The following is a 14,732-nucleotide window of genomic DNA, read 5'->3' on the forward strand; positions in this document are numbered from 1 at the left end:
CGCGGTGGCGAATACTGCCACCGCCCGGTCCCGGCGTCCAACCGGCGTGCCGCGCAAGCCTCCTGCAAGAGCCGGTGGAACTTGCCCCTCAACTCCCCTCCGAGGTTCACTCCTTCGGGTGGCGGGTCAGGTGATGCGCGTGCGCTGCCCACCGGCGCTGGGAGGGTCGGGAAGTGTACCGGGAGTACGCACCAGTTGACGGAGCGTCACCCGGCCCCAAGGGTTCACGAGTCAGGAATGCGAGCACCGGTGCAGAAGACGCGGCCTCGTCGCACAGGCAAGCAGACGGCCCCCGTTCAGGGCGCTGAGCCGACGCCCCCCACCGGCAAGGGCCGCCCCACACACGTCCGCAACCGGCTGATCGTCGCCGTGGCCGTGGTCGCCGCGGCCATCGCCGGTGCCGGCACCCCCTCGGTGCTGGCCGCCTCAGCGGAACTCCACGACTCCCAGGAGCTGGTGACGCTCGCGGAGCAGACGCAGGACGCCCTCGCCCTCGCGCACTCCCTCGCCGACGAGCGCGACGACGTCACCGCCTACATCGCGGCCGGCCGTCCCAAGTCCAAGGCGCCCTCCGAACAGCACAGCGAACGCGTCGACCGGCAGGTCGAGGAGCTGCGCGCCGACACCGACGCGCCCGCCGCGCTCCGCTCGGGCCTCGACGGCATAGCGGCCGTACGGCGAGCGGCGCTGACCGGCAAGAGCAGCGCTCTCGAAGCGCACCAGGCGTACTCCGCCGCCATCACCGAACTCCACCGGCTCGCCGAGCAGCTGGCCCAGCGGACGCCGCCCCGCGCGGGCGCCGGCGGCCACGCGCTGGCCGAGCTGGACTCCGCCGTCCAGCAGGCAGCCGCGGCCCGGGGACTGCTGCTCGCCGCGCTCAGCGTGCCGCGCGGCACCGAGACGGTCATCGACCCCGTCACCGGACTGCCGGCCGAGACCGCCACGTCCACCGGCGCCGACGCCCGGCAGCGCGACGCCCTGAGCGCCGCCGCCCAGCAGGCCCGGCTGCGCTCCGACGCGGCCCTGGCCGACTTCCGCGCCACCGCCCCCAAGGCGGCCCGCACCTCGTTCGACAACACGGTGACCGGCACCGAGGTCAACTCCGCCGAGAAGTACCTCGCCACCCTCACCGACCAGCCGTCGCTCTCCGGCAGTGAGCTGTCCACCAGCGCCAAACGGCTGGACGCGGCCCTGTCCGCCCGGGTCGACCTGATGCGCGGCGTCGAGTCCGCCCTCTACGACCGCCGCACCAAGGACCTGGAGGCCCTGCGCGACGACGACGTCACCGCGCTGGAGATCCGAATCGCGATCCTCGGCGCCCTGATGCTGCTCGCCGTCGGCGTCGCCACCGGCATGGCCCGCAGCCTCACCCGCCCGCTCGCCGTCCTGCGCCTGGGCTCGAAGCGCCTCGCCGAGGCCGAGGACCCGGCGGCCGAGGAACCGGTGAAGTTCACCGGCCGCAACGACGAGTTCGCCCAGGTCGTGCGCTCCGTGAACGCCCTGCACGCGCACGCGGCCGCCCTCACCGAGCGGATCGCCACACTGGAGTCCGACCGCAAGCACCTCGTCGGGCAGCGCCAGAAGATGGCCGACGCACGCGAGGAACTGCGCGGTGAACTCGCCGAGGCCGCCGCCCAGCTGGAGCGGCTGCGCACGGCCATCGGCGGCACGTTCGTCAACCTCGCCCTGCGCACCCTCGGGCTGGTCGAGCGGCAGCTGGCCGTCATCGAGAACCTGGAGGAGCGCGAGCAGGACCCGGACCGGCTCTCCACGCTGTTCAAGCTCGACCACTTCGCGACCGTCATGCGCCGGCACAGCGAGAACCTCCTGGTCCTCGCCGGCACCGAGCACGTCCAGCACGCCGCCGGGCCCGTGCCGCTGGTCGACGTCGTCCGCGCCGCGGTCAGCGAGATCGAGCGGTACGAGCGGGTCCGCATCGCCGCGCTGCCGCCGCACGCGCACATCGCCGGGTTCGCCGCCGACGACCTCTCCCACCTGCTGGCCGAACTCATGGAGAACGCCACCTCGTTCTCCCCGCCCGACCTGCCCGTGGAGATCTCCGGCTGGCTGCTGGAGAACGGCGAGGTGATGCTCTCCGTCCAGGACGAGGGCATCGGGATGACCGAGGACCGGATGGAGCGCCTGAACTCCCGCCTGTCCGACTTCGACCCGGAGGCGCCCTACGACCAGGAGGGCGAGGACGGCCTCGGCCTCGGCCTGTACGTCGTCGCCCGCCTCGCCCACCGCCACGGCGTGCGCGTCCAGTTGCGCGAGCAGAAGCAGGGCGGGATCGCGGCGGTCGTCGTCCTGCCCCGGACCCTGCTGGCGGCGGCCCCGCCCGCGGCCGTCCCGGCCTCCGGACCGCTGCCCGGCACCACCCACTCCTTCTCCCTGCCCGGCGCCGACGCGGAGGCCAACTCCAACGTCCTGCACGGCCGGACGAGCGGCGGGGACCCGCTGGTCGCCCTGGCCGAGAAGGCCGTACAGCGGGAGGAGGCCGGCCACGGCGCGACCGCGGCCGAGCACTCCGAACCGGCCGGGCACCCGGAACCGGCCGGGGCGGCGGAGGAGACCGCACCCGCGCAAGGGGCGACGGCACCGGCCGAGACGCCTGCCGAGACCACCATGGAACTGCTGGCTCCCCCACCACAGGAGGAACCGGAGCCGACGCAGCACGAAAGCGCGGCCGACGACGGCGGAGCCACTCCGTACGAGCCGGCCCCGCACGCTCACCAGACCCGCACGGGGGGTGCGGGCGGGAGCGAACACGCCGGAGCGGAAGCCGAGGCGGAGGCCGACGCCGAACACGAACGCGTCACCGACAAGGGCCTGCCCAAGCGCACGCCCAAGATCACCGCCCCGGCCACCACCCCGCGCCAGCGCAGCGGCTCCGTCGACGCCGAAGCCCTGCGCCGCCGCCTCGGCGGCTTCCGCCAGGGCGCCCAGGCCGGCTACCGCGAGGTCGAGGCGGAGATCGCCGAGCAGACGGCCTCGCACCGGCGGCCGGCCACCGGCACATCTGGACCAGCTGATTCCGAAGAAGCCACGGGGGGCACAGTCGAGGAGGCAAGCAGTTGACCGCGCCCAGTACCTTCGGACTGATCGGACTGAGCAGTGAGGCCCGCAACCTGCACTGGCTGCTGACCAACCTCGTCGAGGAGGTGCCCGGCATCCTCTCGGTGGCGGTCGTCTCCTCCGACGGACTGCTCCTGCTGTCCTCCGACGCGGACCGCAACAAGGAGGCCCGCGAGGCCCTGCAGACCCGCGGGGGCCGGTCCACCGGCCCGCGCGGCTCCGCCGCCGACCTCGCCACCATCGTCTCCGGCATCGGCAGCCTCACCATCGGCGCCGCCAAGCTGATGGACTACGGCGGGGTCAAGCACACCATGATCGCCATGGAGGAGGGCAGCCTGTTCGTGATGTCGATCAGCGACGGCTCGCTGCTCGGCGTGCACGGCTCGGCGGACTGCGACATGAGCGTGGTGGCCTACCACATGGCCCTGTTCGTCGGCCGGGCCGGCCATGTCCTGACGCCCGAACTCCGCAGCGAGCTCCGCAAATCTCTGGAGGAGTCCCAGACGACGGGGAGTGCCCGATGAGCAGTAAGCCCAAGCAGCACCTCCCGGTCCGCGGCGGTGACCGCAAACCCGCCCGGGTCCGCCCCTACTCGCTCACCGGCGGCCGGACCCGCTTCGGCCACGTCCTCCTCGTGGAGACGTTCGTGGCCAGCACGGCGGCGCTGGACGCCCCGGAGGAGCGCAAGGAACTGACGAACGGCAACCTCTCCAGCCGTGTGATGCCGGAGCTGCGGGCCATCGTCGAACTGTGCCGCCGGATGCGTACGGTGGCCGAGATCGCCGCGCTGCTGAAGATGCCGCTCGGCGTGGTCCGCGTGCTCCTCAGCGACCTCGCGGACCAGGGAAAGATCCGTGTGTACGGAACGGGGACCGGCCACGGCACGGGCCGCCCGGACCGCGCTCTGCTGGAAAGGGTGCTGAGTGGACTCCGTCGTCTCTGACGCCGCTCACGGCGTCGCCGCTTCCTCCTCGTTCGTCCGGCCCGGCGAGGGCCTGCACGCCTGGGAGACGGACCGCACCCGGGCCCCCATAGCCACGAAGATCGTGGTGGCGGGCGGCTTCGGCGTGGGCAAGACCACCCTCGTCACCTCCGCCTCGGAGATCACGCCCCTGCAGACCGAGGCGCTGATGACCGAGGCGAGCGAGGCCACCGACGACCTCACCGCCACGCCGGACAAGACCTCCACCACCGTCGCCATGGACTTCGGGCGCATCACGCTCGACGACGACCTGGTGCTCTACCTGTTCGGCACGCCGGGCCAGCAGCGGTTCTGGTTCATGTGGGACGACATCGTGCGCGGCGCGATCGGCGCCGTGGTGCTGGCCGACACCCGCCGCCTGAAGGACTGCTTCCCGGTCCTGGACTACTTCGAGAGCTCCGGGCTGCCGTACGTGGTCGCGGTCAACCACTTCGACGGCGCCGAGCTGTTCGAGCCGGAGGATGTGCGGGAGGCCTTGACCATCCCGCAACACATACCTGTCATGATCATGGACGCGCGTCGCCGGATCTCCGTGATCGAGACCCTCCTGGCCCTCGTCGGCCACGCGCTGGACGAAACCCCCGAGTAGAGGACAGCCCGCATGCGGAAGATACTCGTCGTCGGAGCCGGCCAGTCCGGTCTCCAGATCGCCCTCGGCCTCCAGTCGCAGGGGTACGAGGTCACCCTGATGTCGAACCGGACGGCGGACGAGATCCGCACCGGCCGGGTCATGTCGACACAGTGCATGTTCCACACGGCCCTGCAGCACGAGCGCGACCTCCAGCTGAACTTCTGGGAGTCCCAGGCCCCGAAGATCGAAGGACTCGGCGTCTCGGTCGCCGCCCCCGGCTCCTGGGCCGAGGGCCCCGCCGCGCGGGCCATCGACTGGCTGGGCCGCCTCGACGGGTTCGCGCAGTCGATCGACCAGCGCGTGAAGATGGCCGGCTGGATGGAGACCTTCGCCCAGCGCGGTGGCCAGCTCGTCATCCACGGCGCGGCCGTCGGCGACCTCGACTACTTCTCCCGCACCTACGACCTGGTGCTGGTCGCCGCCGGCAAGGGCGAACTGGTCCAGATGTTCGCCCGCGACCCCGAGCGCTCCCCGTACAGCGAGCCGCAGCGCGCGCTGGCCGTGGCGTACGTCCACGGCCTCGGCCCGCGCCCCGAGCACCCGGACACCGAGGCGGTCCGCTGCAACCTCGTGCCGGGCGTCGGCGAGCTGTTCGTCATGCCGTGCCTGACCACCTCCGGCCGGGCCGACATCCTCTTCTGGGAGGGCATACCCGGCGGCCCGCTCGACGTCTTCGCCGGCGTCAAGGACCCCGCGGAGCACCTCTCCCTGACCCTGGAACTCATGGAGCGGTACGTCCCCTGGGAGTACGCGCGGGCCACCAAGGTCGAACTCACCGACGCCGGCGGCACGCTGGCCGGGCGCTACGCCCCCACCGTCCGCAACCCGATCGGCCGCCTCCCCGGCGGTGGTCTGGTGCTCGGCGTCGCCGACGTGGTCGTCGCCAACGACCCGATCACCGGGCAGGGCTCCAACTCGGCGTCCAAGTGCGCCGCCGCCTACCTCGCCTCGATCGTCGAGCACGGCGACAAGCCGTTCGACGAGGAGTGGATGCGGGCCACCTTCGACCGCTACTGGGACACCGCCCAGCACGTCACCAAGTGGACCAACACGATGCTCGCGCCGCCGCCCGAGCACGTCCTGAACCTCATCGGCGCCGCCGGGGAGATCCAGCCGGTCGCCGACCGCTTCGCCAACGGCTTCAACAACCCGGCCGACTTCGAGAACTTCTTCTACGACCCGGCGAAGACCCAGGCCTACCTGGTCGAGGCGTCCGGCGCGGGCGCCGCCTAGTCCTCGTCGCCCGTGTCACCGTCGTAGCCCTCGTCCGACCCGTCCGTCGCGCCCTCGGGGAGCTCCGGCGGCTCGTAGTGCCGCAGGGGCTTCCCGTCCGGGTCCGGGCGTACGGCGCCCAGGACGGGGTTGGCCGCGATCGGTGACACCTTCACCTTCGCGCCCGGGCGGGGTGCCTGGACGACCTGGCCGTCGCCGAGGTACAGCGCGACGTGCGTGGCCTCCTCGAAGTACACGACCAGGTCGCCCGGGCGCAGCTCGTCCAGCCCGATCCGCTGCAGCCGCTTCCACTGCTCCTGGCTGGTCCGGGGGATGAGGGTGCCGGCCGCGGCCCAGGCCTGCGAGGTCAGGCCCGAGCAGTCGAACGACTTCGGGCCCTCCGCGCCCCACTCGTACGGCTTGCCGAGCTGCCGTACGGCGTAGCGCACGGCCCGGCCGCCCGCCGCCGTGGGCCTGCGGACGGTGCCGGCGCTGCCTGCGGCGCCCAGCGCGCCGGAGGCCATGAACCGCTTCTGCGCCTTCGCCACACCGTCCTCCTCCAGCTCGGCGACCGCCGTGAGCTGGTCCCGGTCGAGGGAGGCGAGCAGTTCCTCGACGTCGTGCAGCCGTCCGCGCACCGTGTCGCGTTCCTTCCTGCGCCGCTCGGTGAGGGCGAGCTGCTCGTCGAGTGCCTTGCGGGCCTTGCGGGCGAGGTCCCGGGCCTTGCGTTCGGTGCCGGTCAGCCGGCCCACGGTGCCGGCCCGCTCCCGTGCGATCCGGCCGATCACCCGGCCCTGGTCCACCGCGCGCTCCGGGTCGCGGGCCAGCAGCAGGCGGACGTACGGGGAGATGCCGGTGCTGCTCTGGTACTGCTGCCGGGCCAGGCGGCCGGCCGCGCCCCGGCTGTCGTGCAGGGAGAGCCGGGCCCGGGCGAGCGCGCGCTCCAGCCGGTCGGTCTCGGCGCGCTGCCTCTTCAGCTTCTCCTCGGTGGCGTTGTACGCCTCGGTGGCCTGCTCGGCCTGGCGGTACAGGCGCTGAAGGTCGGTCAGGAGGCGGGCGACGGAGGGCTGTTCTGTCTCCGGATCGGGCACGGCCGCGGCGGGTACGGGCGCGAGGGCCGTTCCGGCTGCCGTCGCCGCGACGCAGACCAGTCGCAGGAAGGTTCCTGACATGGCGTCACCTCCGGTGCGGGGGCGGCCCTGTGCCGCCGGACACCGTGAGGATGGGGCGTGTGCGCGGGGTGCGCGCGGTGAGTGTGCGCGGTTCGGCGCAACGACGTCACCCGTCGGCGTCGTCCCGCTTGCCGGGCGGCGTGGCGTCTGGCTTCGACCATGGCCAGTTGAGCCGGCGCGCCGGGGCACCCTCGGGGGCGTAGGCGTACTTCCAGCGGTTGGTCAGGCCGGCCTTGCCCGGTCCGCGGGGTACGCGCCGGTAGACCAGCACGGTGGGCGGTCCGCCGTCCGGATCCGGGACGGGGATGCGGTACGTCTTGGGCGGGTGGCCGGTGATGCCGACCAGGACCGGCAGGACCCTGCCGTCCATGGGGCCGCCCTCGAAGGGGGTGTCTTCGCTCTTCACGGGATCAGTGTCAGACATCCTCGGCGAGGGCCAGGACCAGGGCGTCCGTCTGCGGGTCGCGGCGGGCCGTCACCGTCAGCATGGCGACGAACTGCTCGACGAGCCAGTCGCGGAGCTCCTCCGCCGGGGGGTCCTTGTCCTCGTCGAGCCAGATCAGCGACGACGCCTCGACGGCGGTGATCCACATGCGGATGGTCATGCGCAGGCGGGGACCGACTCCAGGGCCGGTGACGCCCAGGTGGCTGAGGATGTGCTCGGCCGCGACGCGGCGGACGCCGTCCACGATGGCGGTGGTGCGCGAGGTCTCGACGACGCTGCCGCCCTGGAGGAGGGCGCTGAAACCGGCGTCGTGCTCGTCGACGAAGGCGAGGTAGCGGTCGAGGGCGCGGGACAGGCGGGGGAGCAGGGGGCCCTCGCGGGGTTCGTCGAAGCAGTGCTGCAGCTCGTCGGCGGCGGAGCGGAGCGCGGCCTCGTAGAGCTGCTGCTTGCCGCCGGGGAAGTACCGGTACACCAGGGGGCGGGAGACGCCGGCCGCCTCGGCGACGTCGTCGAGGGAGACCTCCTCCGGCGCGCGGTGCGCGAAGAGGCCCAGCGCGGCGGTGAGCAACTGGCTGCGGCGTTCCTCGACGCTGAGTCGCCGGTAGGCGGGGGTGGGGGCGGCGGCTGGTGTCATGCTCCGCAGCGTAATCGGGGGGTCGGGGGGCTGCGTAGCGGTGGGTGGGGGGTGCCTCCGGCGGTGGGCTGTGACTGTGCTGGGTGGGGGTGCGCGTCGTCGCCTGACGGTGGGGGGTGGGTCGGGGCCGCGCCGGGGGGTGTCCGTTCTCGGAACGCCGCGATGGGGTCGCGTGCCGACTGACTGTCCGTCGACGCGCCAACCGCTGCGGGCGGACACCCCCCGGCACGGCCCCTCGCGCCGTCCCGCGGGTGCGGGTGCGTCCTGGCTGCCGCCGCGGGCGCCAGGTCCCGCGGCGGGCAGTCGAGCCGCGCGCTGAGGGGTTCCCGGCACCCCGATAGGGCGGGGCCGTCGGTCAGGCCAGCAGGCCCGAGGACTTCCACAGGCGGCGGCCCACGCCCCGCAGGACCCCGATGTCGTCGAGGAAGTCCGTGAGCCGCTTGGAGCCGGTCTGCATGACCTCGCGGCGATGGCCGCTGGCCTTGACCTGGGCGAGGGCCTCGCGCTTGTCGAGGCCCACGTTCGTGTAGACCTCCGGGTTCACGAACGCCACCGAGAAGACCCGGGCGAACTCGCCCGAGGTGATGCGGGTGAACTCCTGGGACCACCTGGGGGCCGTCACCATCTGGCGGCGGAGCTCCTCGCGGGCGTAGCGGACGTGGCGGGCCTCCTCCACCACGTGGATGCGGGTGACGCCCCGGATGAGGGGCTGGACCCGCTCGTCGGGGAACGTGAGGCGTTGCATCCAGTCGAGGACCTCCTCACCCAGCAGGGTCGCCGTGAAGGAACCCGGGGTGGTGGAGATGGTCTTGAACAGGCGGCCCAGTTGCTGGTGGACGCGGCTGACCGGGTACCAGGGCGTGCCGCCGTGGGTGATCAGCCGGGCGAACATCTTGGAGTGGCGGCACTCGTCCTCGATCTCGGTGAGGGCGTACCGGACGTGCGCGCTGGTCGCCGCCTTGTCGTAGATGTGGCGGACCAGGAGCTGCATGAGGATGATCTCGAACCAGATGCCGAGGGAGGCGAGGGCGGCCGCCTCGTGCTGGGACAGCAGGATGCGCTGCTCCTCGCTCATCCGCTTCCAGAGGGGGGTGTCGTAGAGGGAGACCAGCTCCGGGGGCCAGAACCACTTGCCCTCCTCGAAGGGCGCGTCCCAGTCCAGTTCCTTGTCCGGGTCGAAGGAGTGCTTGGCGGAGGAGTCGAGCAGCCGCTGGGCCACCTGCTCCCGGTCCTTGAGCAGGCCCAGGGCGTCGCGCAGGCCGTCGAGCGCGTCGGCTTCCGTCAGGGTCGTCATCGCTGCCCACCTCGTTGTGCACACGTCACCGTCACCACTTATGAGACTGCCTGTCAGTAAGCCCGTCAATCCCTTGGGCGTGACTTGTCGACCCGGCGTCTACTTCGTGTGAGCCTGCCGAGCATGTCGAGCTTCGACCAGTACGCCATGGAATCGGATGGGCCCGCCTGGCAGGTGCCGGCGACCGGCGCGGCCCGCGTCAGCTGGGAGTACGACGACGGCCGCGACCGTCTGCCGGCCCTCTACCAGAAGGGCAAGGACAAGCAGTGGGACGGGCAGAAGCGCATCGAGTGGGAGCTGGAGGTCGATCCGTACGACCCGCTGGGCACCCCGGACGAGGCGATGTCCCTGTACGGCACCCGGCACTGGGCGAAGCTGACGGAGAAGGACAAGGGCGAACTGCGCCGGCACCACGCCTCCTGGCAGTTCAGCCAGTTCCTGCACGGCGAGCAGGGCGCGATGATCTGCGCCGCCCGCATCGTGGAGTCCGCCCCCGGCCTGGACGCGAAGTTCTACTCGGCGACCCAGACGATGGACGAGGCCCGGCACGCCGAGATCTACGGCCGTTTCCTGCAGGAGAAGATCGGGATGCTGTACCCGTCAACGACAGTCTTCAGTCGCTGTTGGGCGACACCTTGCGGGACTCGCGCTGGGACATGCCGTACCTGGGGATGCAGGTGCTGATCGAGGGCCTGGCGCTGGCCGCGTTCGGCATGATCAGGGACACGACCGACAAGCCGCTGCCCAAGCAGATCCTCGCCCACGTCATGCAGGACGAGGCCCGGCACGTGGCCTTCGGCCGGATGGCCCTGCGGGACCACTACCGGCAGCTCACGCACGCCGAGTTGCGCGAGCGCGAGGAGTTCGTCGTCGAGGGCTGCTATCTGATGCGTGACCGGCTGCGCGGCGCGGAGGTGCTGGAGAACTTCGGCATCCCGTGGACGCCGAGCGGTTCGCGGCGCAGGAGCGGGACCGGGTGGCGGAGGTGCGGGACGCCATCGAAGCCGGGCGGGGCACCGGCGGCTGAGCAGCGGGCGGATCAGGAACCGGGCGCACGGTCGCGTGACTTCAGCACCGCCTCCATCACCGCCCGCGCGATCGGTGCCGCGTCGCCGCCGCCGCTGATGTCCCGGCGCTCCTCCTCCGCGTCCTCCACGACGACCGCGACCGCCACGCTGGGCGTCAGGTCCCGGGGCCCCTGAGCCCAGGAGATGAACCAGGCGTACGGCATCCCCGAGTTGCCGAGCCCGTGCTGGGCGGTGCCGGTCTTGCCGCCGACCTTCGCCCCGCGGATCGCGGCCCGGCGGCCGGTGCCCTCCTCCACGACCTCCCGCATCAGGGCGCGCAGCCGCACCGCGGTCGAGGGGTACATCGCCTGGCGCACCCCGCGCGAGCCGGCGGTCGACAGGACGCTCCCGCCCGGCCGGGTCGTGCGCTCCACCAGATAGGGCTCGCGCACCTGCCCGCCGTTGGCCACGGCCGCCGCGACCATCGCCATCTGCAGGGGCGTGGCGCGGGTGTTGTACTGCCCGATCGACGACAGGGCCAGCTGCGCCGGGTCGAGTGTGGTGTCGAAGGTGGAGCGGGCCACCGGGAAGGGGATCGCCAGCTCGCCGTTGCCGAAGCCGAAGGCGCGTGCCGTCGCCGTCATGTCCCGCACACCCACCTCCACGCCCAGCTTGGCGAACACCGTGTTGCAGGAGAGGGTGAACGCCTCGCGCACGGAGGCGTCCGCGCAGCCCCTGGACGCGTTCTTCAGCCGGGTCCGCGTCCCGGGCAGGGTGTACGGGTCGGGGGAGTCGGTCGGCGCGTCGAGGTCCGTGACGACCCCCGCGTCCAGGGCGGCGGCCGCGGTGACGACCTTGAAGGTGGAACCCGGCGGATACGTCTGCCGCACCGCCCGGTTGAGCATCGGCCGGTCCTCGTCCGCGGTGAGCCGCGCCCACGCCCGGGCCGCGGCCGTCCCGTTCCCGGACAGCGGCTGGGGGTCGTAGGAGGGGACGGAGACCAGGGCCAGGATCCGGCCGGTCGCCGGTTCCACGGCCGCGACCGCGCCCTTGAGGCCCGCGAGCCCCTTGAACGCCGCCCGTTGCGCGGCCGGATCGAGGGTCGTCACGACGTGGCCGCCGGAGCTGCGCGCCCGGGTGAAGTCGTTCCACAGCGGGAACGGCGCGAGCATCGGGTCCGAGCCGGACAGCACCCCGTCCTCGGCGTCCTCCAGCAGCGTCGTGCCGTACAGCTGGGAGGCGAAGCCGGTGACCGGGGCGTACAACGGGCCGTCGGCGTAGGTGCGCTCGTAGCGCAGATGCTCACGGGTGTCCTTCGAGCCGGTGACCGGCCGGCCACCGACCAGGATGTCGCCGCGCGGCCGCTCGTAACGGGAGATGTCCGGACGCCGGTTGGCCGGGTTGCGGTCGTACTCCGGGGCCTGGACGACCTGGACGCGGACGGCGTTCACCAGCAGGGCCACCAGCAGCAGGGCGCAGAAGCAACCGGCGTGCCGGATGTGCCGGGTCACCGGGGGGCCTGCCCGTCGTAACCGCGCCGGGCCGAGTCGCTCACCCGCAGCAGCAGCGCCACGATCGCCCAGTTGGTGACCACCGACGAGCCGCCCTGGGCCAGGAACGGCATCGCCATGCCCGTCAGCGGGATCAGCCCGGTCACCCCGCCCGCGATCACGAACACCTGGAGCGCCACGAGCGAGGCGAGTCCGACGGCGAGCAGCCGGCCGAACGGCTCGCGCAGGGCGAGACCCGCCCGGAAGCCGCGCTCCACCAGCAGGCCGTAGAGCAGGATGACGGCGGACAGACCGGTCAGGCCCAGTTCCTCGCCCGCCGTGGCCAGGATGAAGTCGGACTTCACCGCGAAGCCGATGAGGACGGAGTGGCCGAGGCCGAGTCCCGTGCCGAGCAGGCCGCCCTCCGCGAAGGCGAACAGCGACTGCGCGAGCTGGTTCGCGCCCTCGCCCGCCTCGATCGACGCGAACGGGTGCAGCCAGGTCTCGATCCGGCTGTGCACGTGCGGCTCCAGCCGTCCGACCGCGACCGCGCCCAGCGCCGCCAGCAGCAGCCCCACGGCGATCCAGCCGGTGCGGCCGGTGGCCACGTAGAGCAGGACCACGAACAGGCCGAAGAAGAGCAGCGAGGTGCCGAGGTCCCGTTCCAGGATGAGCACGCCCACGCTCACCAGCCAGACGGCGACGATCGGGCCGAGGACCCGGCCGGTGGGCAGCTGCAGCCTCCAGACGCGGCGGCCGGTGTAGGCCAGCGCGTTGCGGTTCGCGGCCAGGTACGCGGCGAAGAACACCGCCAGCAGCACCTTCGCGAACTCGCCCGGCTGGATGGAGAACCCGGCGACCCGGATCCAGATGCGGGCCCCGTTCACCGCCGGGAACAGGATCGGCAGGGTGAGCAGCACCAGCGCCGCGACGACACAGACGTAGGTGTAGCGCTGGAGGATCCGGTGGTCGCGCAGCAGCAGGACGACCAGGATGAACAGGGTCACTCCCAGCGTCGACCACACCAGCTGCGCCGGTGCCGCCCGGTCGCCGGGGGTCTCCAGATCGAGCCGGTAGATGAGCACCAGGCCGAGACCGTTGAGCAGCACGCCGATGGGCAGCAGGAGGGGATCGGCGTACGGGGCCCGCAGGCGCACCGCCAGATGGGCCAGCAGCGCGAGCACGCCGAGCCCGGCGCCGTAGCCGGCGGCACCGGGCGGAAGCGCCCCGTGCCGGGCGAGGCCCACCGCGCAGTAGCCGTACACGGACAGCAGTACGGCCAGGACGATGAGGGCGAGTTCGACGCCCCGGCGCCGGGGGAGGCGGCGGACGGCGGGCACAGGTGGGTCCGCCGTCGCCACGGTGATTCCGGCCTTACTCATGTCCGGAACCTACCCAAACAGTGTGTCTTGTGCGCCTTGGGTGACGGAGTGTCAGCACCAGCGTGGCGCGGGACCGATGTTGTCGATGTAGCGGGCCGCGCCCCAGGCCCAGGTGCCGTCGGTGAGGAGGTACCAGAGCGGGTTGCCCTTCACCGTCTCGCCGCCGGTCTTGCAGAAGATCGAGACGACCTCGCCCTTGTGGGCGTACCGGATGACCTGCGAACCGCGGTTCGGGGCGCTGCGCAGCGCCAGCGTGTCCGCCGTGACGACGCCCTGGTAGAGGCGGTGGCCGTGGTGGTCGCCGTTGCCGCCGGACGGGTCGTGGTAGTTGCCGCCGTTGCCGCCGGACGGGTCGTGGTAGTTGCCGCCGTTGCCGCCGGTGGCACCGGACGGGTCCCAGTCGTCGTGCGCGGCGGCGGCGGGCGTGATGGCGGCCGCGGCGGCGAGGAAGGCGGCGGCGCCGACTATGCAGAGGCGGGAGCGCAGGGGCATGGGGTTACCTCCATGTGGGGACGAAGTGCCGAAGCTGACTATTCGCCACATTAGGAGCGGTCTCGCCCGGGCGCCCCTCACAGTGGGCCATAGGAGGACGCGGCCCGGGCGCTCAGCCCACCGGCAGTTCCAGCGTCGCCACCGCCCCGCCGTCCGGCGCGTTCGCGAACTCCAGCCGCGCCCCCAGCACCTCCGCCTGCCCCAGCGCGATGGTCAGCCCCAGCCCGTGCCCCCGGGCGCCCCCCTCCGTACGGAACCGCTGCGGCCCGTGCGCCACCAGATACTCCGGGAAACCGTCCCCGTGGTCCCGGACCGTGACCACCGGCCCGTCCACGGTCAGCACCACCGGCGCCCGCCCGTGCTTGTGCGCGTTCGCCACCAGGTTCCCCAGCACCCGCTCCAGCCGCCGCCGGTCCGTCTCCACCGCCACGTCCCGTACGACGACGACCTCCGTGCCGCTCCCCGCCGCGCGCACCACCCGCTCGGCCAGCGGCCCCAGCCGCTCGGTGTCCAGCTCCAGCCGCTCCCGCCCGGTGTCCAGCCGCGAGATCTCCAGCAGGTCCTCGGTGAGGGTGCGCAGGGCCGCCACCCGGTCGCGCACCAGCTCCGTCGGCCGGCCCGGGGGCAGCAGCTCGGCCGCCGCGTGCAGGCCGGTCAGCGGAGTGCGCAGCTCGTGCGCGACGTCCGCCGTGAACCGCTGCTCGGCGAGCAACTTGCCCTGCAGCGACGACGCCATGGAGTCCAGCGCGGCGGCGACCGCGGCCACCTCGTCCTGCGGACGCGCCCAGGCCTTCGGGCGCACGGGGTCGGTGGATCGGGCCGGGTTCGACCGCGCCGGGTTCTTCGGCCGCGCCGGGTTCTTCAGCCACGCCGGTTTCCTCGGCCGTGCCGGGTTGCTCGGCTGTGCCGGGTTCGT

13 protein-coding genes and 1 pseudogene are annotated in these 14,732 nt (G+C 72.7%); 6 read left to right on the forward strand and 8 right to left on the reverse strand.

What is annotated here, in order from left to right:
* Window positions 1-237: 237 nt before the first annotated feature.
* The 5 genes from ABTZ58_RS29895 to ABTZ58_RS29915 are packed head-to-tail and all read left to right on the forward strand — an operon-like array spanning window position 238 to window position 5,921.
* Window positions 238-3,078: a sensor histidine kinase gene (locus tag ABTZ58_RS29895; protein WP_502996146.1), complete on the forward strand. Its 2,841-nt coding sequence runs from the start codon at window positions 238-240 to the stop codon at window positions 3,076-3,078.
* Window positions 3,075-3,599 carry a roadblock/LC7 domain-containing protein gene (locus ABTZ58_RS29900; RefSeq protein ID WP_309097785.1) on the forward strand — a complete coding sequence of 175 codons (525 nt, stop codon included), beginning with the start codon at window positions 3,075-3,077 and terminating at the stop codon, window positions 3,597-3,599. The genes ABTZ58_RS29895 and ABTZ58_RS29900 overlap by 4 nt, the downstream gene beginning before the upstream one ends.
* Window positions 3,596-4,018, forward strand: coding sequence for a DUF742 domain-containing protein (locus ABTZ58_RS29905; RefSeq protein WP_309097786.1), 423 nt, complete (start codon window positions 3,596-3,598; stop codon window positions 4,016-4,018). The genes ABTZ58_RS29900 and ABTZ58_RS29905 overlap by 4 nt, the downstream gene beginning before the upstream one ends.
* Window positions 3,999-4,646: a GTP-binding protein gene (locus ABTZ58_RS29910; RefSeq protein ID WP_351363293.1), complete on the forward strand. Its 648-nt coding sequence runs from the start codon at window positions 3,999-4,001 to the stop codon at window positions 4,644-4,646. Before ABTZ58_RS29905 ends, ABTZ58_RS29910 begins: the two co-directional genes overlap by 20 nt.
* Before the next feature lie 12 nt (window positions 4,647-4,658).
* Window positions 4,659-5,921, forward strand: a complete 1,263-nt coding sequence (locus ABTZ58_RS29915) for a styrene monooxygenase/indole monooxygenase family protein (protein WP_351363296.1) — start codon at window positions 4,659-4,661, stop codon at window positions 5,919-5,921.
* On the opposite strand, the gene ABTZ58_RS29920 is transcribed toward ABTZ58_RS29915, so the two are convergent.
* The 4 genes from ABTZ58_RS29920 to ABTZ58_RS29935 form a co-directional block, all read right to left on the reverse strand.
* Window positions 5,918-7,072: a C40 family peptidase gene (locus ABTZ58_RS29920; protein ID WP_351363299.1), complete on the reverse strand. Its 1,155-nt coding sequence runs from the start codon at window positions 7,070-7,072 to the stop codon at window positions 5,918-5,920. The genes ABTZ58_RS29915 and ABTZ58_RS29920 overlap by 4 nt on opposite strands.
* 106 nt (window positions 7,073-7,178) lie before the next feature.
* Entirely contained in the window at window positions 7,179-7,478 is a 300-nt protein-coding gene (locus ABTZ58_RS29925) for a DUF8847 domain-containing protein (protein WP_351363302.1), read from the reverse strand.
* A gap of 10 nt (window positions 7,479-7,488) precedes the next feature.
* Window positions 7,489-8,151 (reverse strand): TetR/AcrR family transcriptional regulator, encoded by a 663-nt coding sequence (locus ABTZ58_RS29930; RefSeq protein ID WP_351363305.1) that lies wholly within the window; start codon window positions 8,149-8,151, stop codon window positions 7,489-7,491.
* A 355-nt stretch (window positions 8,152-8,506) separates the two neighbouring features.
* On the reverse strand, window positions 8,507-9,445 hold the full coding sequence (locus ABTZ58_RS29935; RefSeq protein WP_351363308.1) for an AurF N-oxygenase family protein: 939 nt from the start codon (window positions 9,443-9,445) through the stop codon (window positions 8,507-8,509).
* 123 nt (window positions 9,446-9,568) lie between these two features.
* Between ABTZ58_RS29935 and ABTZ58_RS29940 the strand changes: the two are divergent.
* Window positions 9,569-10,383, forward strand: a pseudogene (locus tag ABTZ58_RS29940) (ferritin-like domain-containing protein); the annotation flags it as partial.
* Window positions 10,384-10,484: 101 nt separating this feature from the next.
* Here ABTZ58_RS29940 and ABTZ58_RS29945 read toward each other — a convergent pair.
* The 4 genes from ABTZ58_RS29945 to ABTZ58_RS29960 all read right to left on the reverse strand — a co-directional run.
* Window positions 10,485-11,963, reverse strand: coding sequence for a penicillin-binding transpeptidase domain-containing protein (locus ABTZ58_RS29945; RefSeq protein WP_351363311.1), 1,479 nt, complete (start codon window positions 11,961-11,963; stop codon window positions 10,485-10,487).
* Complete coding sequence (locus ABTZ58_RS29950; RefSeq protein ID WP_351363314.1) at window positions 11,960-13,324, reverse strand: FtsW/RodA/SpoVE family cell cycle protein; 1,365 nt, start codon at window positions 13,322-13,324, stop codon at window positions 11,960-11,962. The genes ABTZ58_RS29945 and ABTZ58_RS29950 overlap by 4 nt, the downstream gene beginning before the upstream one ends.
* 51 nt (window positions 13,325-13,375) lie before the next feature.
* Window positions 13,376-13,816, reverse strand: coding sequence for an SH3 domain-containing protein (locus ABTZ58_RS29955; protein ID WP_351363317.1), 441 nt, complete (start codon window positions 13,814-13,816; stop codon window positions 13,376-13,378).
* Window positions 13,817-13,928: 112 nt separating this feature from the next.
* A partial coding sequence (locus ABTZ58_RS29960) for an ATP-binding protein (RefSeq protein WP_351363320.1) occupies window positions 13,929-14,732 on the reverse strand: 804 nt, incomplete at its 5' end.

It is taken from the genome of Streptomyces sp. NPDC094143 (genome assembly GCF_040303825.1).
In the GTDB taxonomy this organism is placed as follows: domain Bacteria; phylum Actinomycetota; class Actinomycetes; order Streptomycetales; family Streptomycetaceae; genus Streptomyces.